7 protein-coding genes are annotated in these 9,685 nt (G+C 32.7%); 6 read left to right on the plus strand and 1 reads right to left on the minus strand.

Translation table 11 applies throughout. The annotated features are described in order from the left end of the window. Positions 1 to 398: 398 nt before the first annotated feature. The gene (locus HMPREF2897_RS07800; protein ID WP_001829605.1) at positions 399 to 1,214 is read right to left on the minus strand and encodes a ZIP family metal transporter; all 816 of its coding nucleotides are present in this window, start codon (positions 1,212 to 1,214) and stop codon (positions 399 to 401) included. 121 nt (positions 1,215 to 1,335) lie between these two features. On the opposite strand from HMPREF2897_RS07800, the gene HMPREF2897_RS07805 reads away from it, so the two are divergent. The 6 genes from HMPREF2897_RS07805 to HMPREF2897_RS07830 all read left to right on the plus strand — a co-directional run bounded on the left by HMPREF2897_RS07805 (position 1,336) and on the right by HMPREF2897_RS07830 (position 9,618). Next, positions 1,336 to 3,225, plus strand: coding sequence for an ABC-F family ATP-binding cassette domain-containing protein (locus HMPREF2897_RS07805; RefSeq protein WP_172953379.1), 1,890 nt, complete (start codon positions 1,336 to 1,338; stop codon positions 3,223 to 3,225). 10 nt (positions 3,226 to 3,235) lie between these two features. After that, the gene (gene recQ / locus HMPREF2897_RS07810) at positions 3,236 to 5,017 is read left to right on the plus strand and encodes a DNA helicase RecQ (RefSeq protein WP_088922879.1); all 1,782 of its coding nucleotides are present in this window, start codon (positions 3,236 to 3,238) and stop codon (positions 5,015 to 5,017) included. Positions 5,018 to 5,217: 200 nt separating this feature from the next. Next, a complete protein-coding gene (locus HMPREF2897_RS07815) occupies positions 5,218 to 6,192 on the plus strand; it encodes an ABC transporter ATP-binding protein (RefSeq protein WP_002445912.1) in 975 nt (324 codons plus the stop codon). Next, complete coding sequence (locus tag HMPREF2897_RS07820; protein WP_002445913.1) at positions 6,185 to 7,699, plus strand: ABC transporter permease/substrate-binding protein; 1,515 nt, start codon at positions 6,185 to 6,187, stop codon at positions 7,697 to 7,699. Before HMPREF2897_RS07815 ends, HMPREF2897_RS07820 begins: the two co-directional genes overlap by 8 nt. 202 nt (positions 7,700 to 7,901) lie before the next feature. Further along, positions 7,902 to 8,957: a histidinol-phosphate transaminase gene (gene hisC / locus HMPREF2897_RS07825; RefSeq protein WP_070592893.1), complete on the plus strand. Its 1,056-nt coding sequence runs from the start codon at positions 7,902 to 7,904 to the stop codon at positions 8,955 to 8,957. Positions 8,958 to 9,078: 121 nt separating this feature from the next. Further along, on the plus strand, positions 9,079 to 9,618 hold the full coding sequence (locus HMPREF2897_RS07830; protein ID WP_002445915.1) for a 5' nucleotidase, NT5C type: 540 nt from the start codon (positions 9,079 to 9,081) through the stop codon (positions 9,616 to 9,618). Positions 9,619 to 9,685 lie beyond the last annotated feature (67 nt).

Below are 9,685 nucleotides of genomic sequence, written 5' to 3' on the forward strand. Positions count from 1 at the left end.
TGTCTTTATTTACTTATCCTGGAACTTTATGTCCTGGGCTCTTATTTTTATATTAATATCTTTACTAATCATTTTGAAATTAGAATATCTTTAAGAGTGACTTCTGTATTTAATATATTTTTGTATAAATAAAATAACTTTGAAACTTTCGATGACACACCTTTTTTAGAAAAAACATTAATATCAACATATAACTTTATAAGTATGTTTTATTTATATTGGAATTAATTGAAGTCATTTGTTTTATTAACTATAAAACAAAATCTCAAATTTTTATTATGATTAATGTTAAGGACAATGATGTTCTCTGATTATAAATGATTGGGTTACAAGGCTAAATATAAAGTAAAACAATATAGTTGATTAATCTATTATGATTCTTTTTTTAATGATATAAATTATCCAAGTGCAACGTCTAGAATCATCATAATTGTAAAACCAATCATTAGACTTAAAGTTGCCAAATCAGTGTTGTTACTTGATTGAGAATCAGGTATCAGTTCTTCAACAACAACGAAAATCATTGCACCTGCAGCAAACGCCAGTGCATAAGGCAATATAGGATTTACCACTAAAATTGCCGCAGCACCGATAGTAGCGAAAATAGGCTCAACAATTGCTGAAGCTTGTCCATAATTAAATGCTTTCCAACGTGTTGCACCTGCGGCACGGATTGGCATCGATAGTGCTGCACCTTCAGGAATATTCTGTATGCCGATACCTATCGCTAGACCAATCGCACCTAAAAATGTAGCGTGACTGTTACCAGATACAACACCACCGAATGCAACTCCGATAGATAGTCCTTCAGGTATGTTGTGAAGTGTGATAGCTAACACAAGTAGTGCATTTTTTCCAAGAGAGGTAGGCACACCCTCTTGTTGTTGGTTTTTATCTTGGGCATTTTGGTGAATATGGGGAATAATATAATCTAGAACCCTGATAAAAACGCCACCGAGAATAAAACCTATTGCTGCAGGAAGCCATGGCATAGCGCTATTTTCACTTGATTCAATTGCGGGTTGTAATAATGACCAAAAACTTGCTGCTATCATGATTCCAGCTGCAAAACCTTGCATCGAATTTAAGACTTTATCATTCACTTTCTTAAATATAAAAACTGCTGCCGCACCCAAAGCAGTTAGTAACCACGTGATTATTCCGGCTATAAGCGCCTGAATGTAGGGTGGTGCGTTTTGGAATAAATCTGACATATCTAAGTCTCCTTATATCTTTTGAATCTAAAAAGGTGTATAATATATAGAACTGAATTTAGCTTAACAAAATTTTTTTGAAAATTCGATAGTTGACAATTTCCAGTATTTGAAAAGGAAGATAAGCATGGAAGCATACAAAATTGAACATTTAAATAAATCCTATGCAGATAAAGAAATTTTTAATGATCTTAACCTATCTATATCTGAGCATGAAAGAATTGGATTAGTAGGTATTAATGGAACAGGTAAAAGTACACTATTAAAAGTCATTGGTGGTCTAGACGAAGATTTTACTGCAGATATTACCCACCCTAATCAATATCGCATTCGTTATTCCTCTCAAAAACAAGACCTCAATGGTCATATGACTGTGTTCGAAGCTGTTTTAAGTTCGGATACCCCTACATTAAGAATTATAAAAAAATATGAAGAAGCGGTTAATCGCTATGCGTTAGATCAAAGTGACTCTAATTTTAATAAAATGATGGAAGCACAAGAAGAAATGGATCAAAAGGATGCATGGGATTATAATGCAGAAATTAAAACGATTTTATCTAAACTAGGGATTCACGATACAACTAAGAAAATAGTTGAACTTTCGGGTGGTCAACAAAAAAGAGTTGTATTGGCTAAAACTCTAATAGAGCAACCGGATTTACTTTTGCTAGATGAACCGACGAACCATCTTGACTTTGAATCCATCCGTTGGCTTATTAATTATGTTAAGCAATATCCGCATACAGTTTTATTTGTAACACATGATCGCTACTTTTTAAATGAAGTATCGACGCGAATTATTGAACTGGATAGAGGGAAGTTAAAAACATATCCAGGTAATTATGAAGATTACATAGTAATGCGTGCAGAAAATGAATTAATAGAACAAAAGCAACAAGAAAAACAAAAAGCATTGTATAAACAAGAGCTAGCATGGATGCGAGCAGGAGCAAAGGCAAGAACTACTAAACAACAGGCACGTATCAATAGATTTAATCAACTGGAATCAGATGTTAAGACGCAACATGCACAAGATAAGGGTGAACTTAATCTTGCATATTCAAGGTTAGGTAAACAAGTATATGAGTTAAAGAATTTATCAAAATCAATTAATAATAAAGTTTTATTTGAAGGTGTCACTGAAATTATTCAAAGTGGTAGACGTATAGGTATTGTAGGACCTAATGGAGCGGGGAAAACAACATTACTTAATATTTTAAGTAATGAAGATCAGGACTATGAGGGTGAGCTCAAAATCGGTCAGACTGTTAAGGTTGCTTATTTTAAGCAAACCGAAGAGACACTTGAACGTGATATTAGAGTGATTGACTATCTAAGAGAAGAAAGTGAAATGGCTAAAGAAAAAGATGGTACCTCAATTTCAGTTACACAATTGTTAGAAAGATTTTTATTTCCGAGCGCTACACACGGTAAAAAAGTTTATAAACTTTCAGGTGGAGAACAAAAGCGTCTGTATTTATTGCGTTTACTTGTTCATAAACCTAATGTACTCCTTTTAGATGAACCGACTAATGATTTAGATACTGAAACACTTACGATTTTAGAAGATTACATTGATGATTTTGGTGGTTCTGTCATTACTGTCAGTCATGATCGTTATTTCTTAAATAAAGTGGTACAAGAATATTGGTTTATTCATGATGGTAAAATCGAAAAAATTATTGGATCATTTGAAGATTATGAATCTTTTAAAAAGGAACATGAACGCCAAGCCATGTTATCTAAACAAACTGAACAACAAAATAAACATAAGCATCAACCAAAAAAGAAAACAGGACTTTCCTATAAAGAGAAGTTAGAATACGAAACAATTATGACGCGTATAGAAATGACTGAAACGCGTTTAGAAGAGCTTGAACAAGAAATGATTAATGCAAGTGATAATTATGCAAGAATCAAAGAACTTAATGAGGAAAAAGAGCAACTTGAAGCAACTTATGAAGCAGACATCACGAGATGGAGTGAGCTTGAAGAAATTAAAGAACAATAAGGGGAATGTAATCATGCAAGAGACTTTATCGCATTATTTTGGTTATAAGTCATTTCGACCAGGACAAGAAGAAATTATAACTAAAATATTAAATCATCAGCATACACTGGGTGTACTACCTACCGGTGGCGGTAAATCGATATGCTATCAAGTACCGGGTTTAATGCAGGGTGGCACAACTATTGTTATAAGTCCACTTATTTCTTTGATGAAAGACCAAGTTGATCAACTACAAGCAATGGGAATTCAAGCTGCATATTTGAATAGTAGTTTGACTCATAAACAACAAAAAGAGATTGAAGAGCGAATAAAGCGTGGTGCCATTCAGTTTTTATATGTAGCTCCAGAGCGCTTTGAAAATACATTTTTTCTAAATTTATTACGTAAAATAAAAATACCCCTTATCGCTTTTGATGAAGCACACTGTATATCGAAGTGGGGACATGATTTTAGACCTAGTTACCAAAGTGTCATACAAAAAGTTTTTACATTACCTCAAAGCTTCACAATAGTTGCACTTACAGCTACGGCAACTGCTGAAGTTCAACAAGATATCATGTCTAAGTTATCAATTGGACAAAATGATGTTGTCAAGACAAGTACTAAAAGACGCAATTTAATCTTCAAAGTCAATCCCACTTATCAGCGCCAAAAATTTGTTGTGGATTATGTTGCAAATCATGAAGGGCAGGCAGGAATCATTTATTGTTCTACTCGTAAGCAGGTTGAAGAATTACACGAAGCTCTAAATAGTGAAAAAATTAAGAGCACAATTTATCATGCTGGTTTAACGAATAAAGAGAGAATAGAGGCGCAAAATGATTTCTTGTATGATCGTGTAGAGGTTGTCATTGCGACAAATGCATTTGGTATGGGTATTGATAAATCAAATGTACGTTATGTCATTCACTATAACATGCCTGGAGATTTGGAATCTTACTATCAGGAAGCTGGACGTGCGGGACGTGATGGTTTAAAAAGTGAATGCATCCTTTTGTTTAGTGAACGAGATAAGGGATTACATGAGTATTTTATTACTGTATCCCAAGCTGATGATGACTATAAAGATAAAATGGGCGAAAAATTAACAAAAATGATTCAATATACCAAAACGAAAAAGTGCTTAGAAGCGACAATTGTTCATTATTTTGAACCCAATGAAAATCTAGAGGAATGCAATCAATGTAGTAATTGTATACAGGAAAATAAAACGTATGATATGACACGTGAAGCTAAAATGATTATTAGCTGTATTGCTCGAATGAAGCAACAGGAAAGTTATAGTGTTATTATACAAGTTTTACGTGGAGAAGTGACAGATTATATAAAACACCATCATTATAATGAATTAACGACACATGGATTGATGAAAAATTACACAACATCTGAGTTATCACACTTAATTGATGAGTTACGTTTCAAAGGATATTTAAATGAAAATGATGAAATTCTTATGTGTGATACATCCGTGAAGCAATTACTAAATAATCATACTAAGGTTTATACCACTCCGTTTAAACAAAAAACTAAAGAGAAGGTATTTATCAACACTGTTGAAGGTGTGGATAGAGCGTTATATCGTGAGCTTGTTGATGTACGTAAACAGCTAAGTGATACACTTGGAATAGCACCTGTAAGTATATTTTCTGATTACACACTCGAAGAATTTGCTAAGCGTAAACCTGAATCGAAACAAGAAATGATTGCTATTGATGGTGTAGGAAGTTATAAATTAAAGCATTATTGTCCTAAGTTTATCGAAACCATACAAAGCTATAAAACTAGTATATAAATGATTAAACGACGAAATCTCCTATCTTTTGATTTCGTCGTTTTTTAATTATATGAAGTTAGATATTAAGTATTAATAATACTTTTTGTTAATTTGGATTTTTGAAATATAATAAATGTTAATTTTCAATTAAAAATGATTTAATAGGGAATATAGATTAAAATGGTCTACTATTTTGTAGAGGGAATGAAGGTGAAAAAGTGATTAAATTTAAAAATGTCACAAAGCGATATGGTAATAATATTGCTGTAGATAATGTAAGTTTTAATATTAAAGAGGGAGAATTTTTTGTGTTAATTGGTCCTTCAGGTTGTGGTAAGACAACAACACTTAAAATGATCAATCGTTTAATTCCTTTAAGCGAAGGTTACATATATTTTAAAGATAAACCAATTAGTGATTATCCAGTTTACGAAATGCGTTGGGATATTGGATATGTACTACAACAAATTGCATTATTTCCTCATATGACCATCAAAGAAAACATTGCACAAGTACCCCAAATGAAAAAGTGGAAAGATAACGATATTAATTTACGTGTGGATGAATTATTGACTATGGTAGGTTTAAACCCTGAGCAATTTAAAAATAGAAAACCTGATGAACTATCGGGTGGACAACGACAAAGGGTTGGTGTAGTGCGAGCATTAGCTGCAGATCCTCCCGTTATTATCATGGATGAGCCTTTTAGTGCTCTTGACCCAATTAGCAGAGAGAAGTTGCAGGACGATTTAATTGACTTACAAACGCAAATTAAGAAAACAATAGTTTTTGTAACGCATGATATCCAAGAAGCGATGAAACTAGGTGACAGAATTTGTTTACTTAATGAAGGCCATGTTGAACAAATTGATACACCTGAAGGTTTTAGAACGCGACCTAAAAGTGATTTTGTAAAGCAATTCATGGGTAGTCATTTGGATACAACGCATAATATTGTGAATCAAGTGAAGATTAAAGATTTAGGAATTAATCGACCTGTAGATGACAACACAAATGTTATTCATTATCCTGAAGTAGATGCTGAATTGTACTTAAATAATATTTATGAAGATTTGTCTCATTATGATGCAGTTGTGGTCAACGATAAAGAACAACATCGTCGATATTTGTTAAATAGAGAAGATGTGTTTACTTATTTATCTCTCAATAAGGAGGATGCGACACATGAATGAGTTCTTTGCGACATTAAGTGATAGAAAAGGACAGCTATTTTCTACTATAATTGAACACATTCAACTTTCTTTTATAGCCCTTTTCATTGCAACTCTTATAGCAGTACCACTTGCAATTTTGCTTACTAAAACGAAAAAACTTTCAGAAATCGTCATGAATATTGCAGCTGTTCTACAAACAATTCCATCACTGGCACTACTTGGTTTGATGATACCAATTTTCGGAATTGGGAGACTTCCGGCAATTATCGCCTTAGTTGTATATGCGTTACTTCCTATTCTACGTAATACATACACAGGTATTAAGGAGGTCGATCCCTCTCTTATTGAAGCGGCTAAAGGTATTGGGATGAAACCACTTAGAAGATTGACCAAAGTCGAACTCCCTATTGCAATGCCTGTCATCATGGCAGGAATACGCACAGCTATGGTATTAATCATTGGTACTGCTACACTCGCAGCTTTAATAGGCGCTGGTGGTCTAGGAGATTTAATATTATTAGGCATAGATCGTAACAATAGTGCACTCATTTTAATAGGTGCTATTCCAGCTGCATTTCTAGCTATTATTTTTGACTTTATTTTAAGATACATGGAACGTTTATCATATAAAAAATTGCTCATTTCTTTAGGGACAATTGTAATTGTGATTATCATAGCTATTGCTATACCTATGGCAGCTCAAAAAGGTGATAAAATCACATTAGCAGGTAAGCTGGGATCAGAACCGTCAATTATTACTAATATGTATAAAATACTTATCGAAGAAGACACAGATGATACTGTAGAAGTCAAAGATGGCATGGGTAAAACATCATTCTTATTTAATGCGCTTAAGTCAGATGAAATTGATGGTTATTTAGAATTTACAGGTACCGTATTAGGTGAATTAACGAAAGAAGATTTAAAGTCTAAAAAAGAGAAAGACGTATATCAACAAGCAAAGTCTAGTTTAGAAAAAAAATATCATATGACAATGCTTAAACCGATGAAATATAATAATACGTATGCATTAGCTGTAAAACGAGACTTTGCGGAAAAACATCAAATTAAAACAATAGGTGATTTACGCAAGGTGGAAGATAAACTTAAACCAGGTTTTACATTGGAATTTAATGATAGACCAGATGGATACAAAGCTGTTAAAAAAACGTACCATCTTAATCTTTCTAATGTTAAAACTATGGAACCTAAATTACGTTATACTGCAGTTAAAAAGGGAGATATTAATCTCATAGACGCATATTCTACTGATGCTGAATTAAAACAATATAACATGGTAGTATTAAAAGATGATCAACATGTATTTCCTCCATACCAAGGAGCACCGCTATTTAAAGAAAAATATTTAAATGACCATCCTGAAGTTAAAAAACCACTCAATAAATTGGAGAATAGAATCACAGATGAAGAAATGCAAGAAATGAATTATAAGGTAACAGTGAAGAAAGAGGATCCTTATAAAGTAGCAAGAGAATACTTAGAAAAAGAAAAATTAATAAAATAAAATTGTGCGTTTCTAGATTGATTTGATAGCTATTCGATGTACCATTTAAACATCGAATAGCTATTTATAATTTAACTATTTCAACCGATATAGCGAATTTAAAATGTAATCTTAGAAGTGTGATTGATTTTAAGGTATGAGTTTGTTTATAATAGGTACTAAGTTTTTTAAAATTTCAGTCAATTTAAGGTGTGATCTATGTATGAAGAAACAATTAGACCAATTAACAGCATATACGCCAGGGCTTTCTCCAGAATCTTTAAAAAAACAGTATGGTATTAAAGGTGAATTACATAAACTTGCTTCAAATGAAAATGTATATGGTCCAAGTCCAAAAGTTAAAACGGCTATTCAATCTCATTTAGATGAATTATATTATTATCCGGAATCTGGATCGCCAAAATTAAGGGAAGCAATAAGTCAACAACTTAATGTTGATGCATCTCGTATTTTATTTGGTGCGGGTTTAGATGAGGTCATTCTAATGATATCAAGAGCCGTATTATCACCAGGAGATAAGATTATCACTAGTGAATCTACTTTCGGACAATATTATCATAATGCAATTGTGGAATCTGCTGATGTTATCCAAGTGCCTCTCAAAGATGGTGGATTTGATTTAGATGGTATATTACAACAGATTGATAATAAAACGTCTTTAATTTGGTTATGCAATCCTAACAATCCAACTGGGACTTACTTTTCGCACGATGAATTATTTAACTTCTTAAAACGTGTCCCAAGTGATATTCCTGTATTAATTGACGAAGCATATGTAGAATTTGTTACTGTTGATGATTTTCCTGATACGCTAAAGTTACAGGAGGATTTTGACAATGCCTTTTTATTACGTACTTTTTCTAAGGCATATGGATTAGCTGGATTAAGAGTAGGATATGTTATAGCTTCTGAAGACGCCATTGAAAAGTGGAATATTATTCGTCCACCATTTAATGTTACTAGAATTTCAGAATATGCAGCAATCGCTGCCTTAGAAGATCAAGAGTATTTGAAAGAAGTGACACAAAAAAATAGTTTTGAACGAGATAGATTTTATCAAATTCCTCAAAGTCAGTATTTTTTACCAAGTCAAGCTAATTTTGTCTTTGTTAAAACTTCAAGAAGTCAAGCACTTTATGATGCATTGTTAAACGTAGGATGTATTACACGTTTATTCCCTAACGGTGTTAGAATTACTATTGGTTTACCAGAACAAAATGATAAGATGATTGAAGTTTTAAAACATTTTGAGTATTAAACTAACACTCTTTGATAGCTTCTGATTTAAAAAGATGTGATATCGCACTTAAATAGATTAAACAGAAGGAAAAAATTTTGCTATACTAAACACGTATATCAAGAACAGGGAGTGTAAGCGCATGACGCGAGAGAGAATCGCCATTGATATGGATGAAGTGCTTGCTGATACATTGGGTGCTGTTGTTAAAGCGGTCAATGAACGAGCGGATTTAAATATCAAAATGGAATCATTAAACGGTAAAAAATTAAAACATATGATACCCGAACATGAGGGGTTAGTCATGGATATTTTAAAAGAACCTGGATTCTTTAGAAATTTAGATGTAATGCCGCATGCTCAAGAAGTTGTAAAACAACTCAATGAGCATTACGACATATACATAGCCACAGCAGCGATGGATGTACCAACCTCTTTTCATGACAAATATGAATGGTTATTAGAATTCTTTCCTTTTTTAGATCCACAACATTTTGTATTTTGTGGTAGAAAGAATATTATTCTTGCAGATTATCTTATTGATGATAATCCAAAGCAATTGGAAATTTTTGAAGGGAAATCAATTATGTTTACTGCTTCTCATAATGTTAATGAACATAGATTTGAACGCGTAAGTGGTTGGAGAGATGTAAAGAATTATTTTAATTCAATTGAAAAATAGAGAAGATAAAAGTCATAGGTCACTTTATTTGATGTGGACTGACCCCAATTAGTGGGAATTATATAAA

This window comes from Staphylococcus sp. HMSC065D05 (genome assembly GCF_001813195.1).
GTDB classification, from domain to species: Bacteria; Bacillota; Bacilli; order Staphylococcales; family Staphylococcaceae; genus Staphylococcus; species Staphylococcus epidermidis.

Bases quoted from the DNA above. Each gene is read 5' to 3' on its own strand.
- HMPREF2897_RS07800 (WP_001829605.1), bottom strand. From the start codon at position 1,214: ATGTCAGATTTATTCCAAAACGCACCACCCTACATTCAGGCGCTTATA.
- HMPREF2897_RS07820 (WP_002445913.1), top strand. From the start codon at position 6,185: ATGAATGAGTTCTTTGCGACATTAAGTGATAGAAAAGGACAGCTATTT.
- hisC (WP_070592893.1), top strand. From the start codon at position 7,902: ATGAAGAAACAATTAGACCAATTAACAGCATATACGCCAGGGCTTTCT.
- HMPREF2897_RS07830 (WP_002445915.1), top strand. From the start codon at position 9,079: ATGACGCGAGAGAGAATCGCCATTGATATGGATGAAGTGCTTGCTGAT.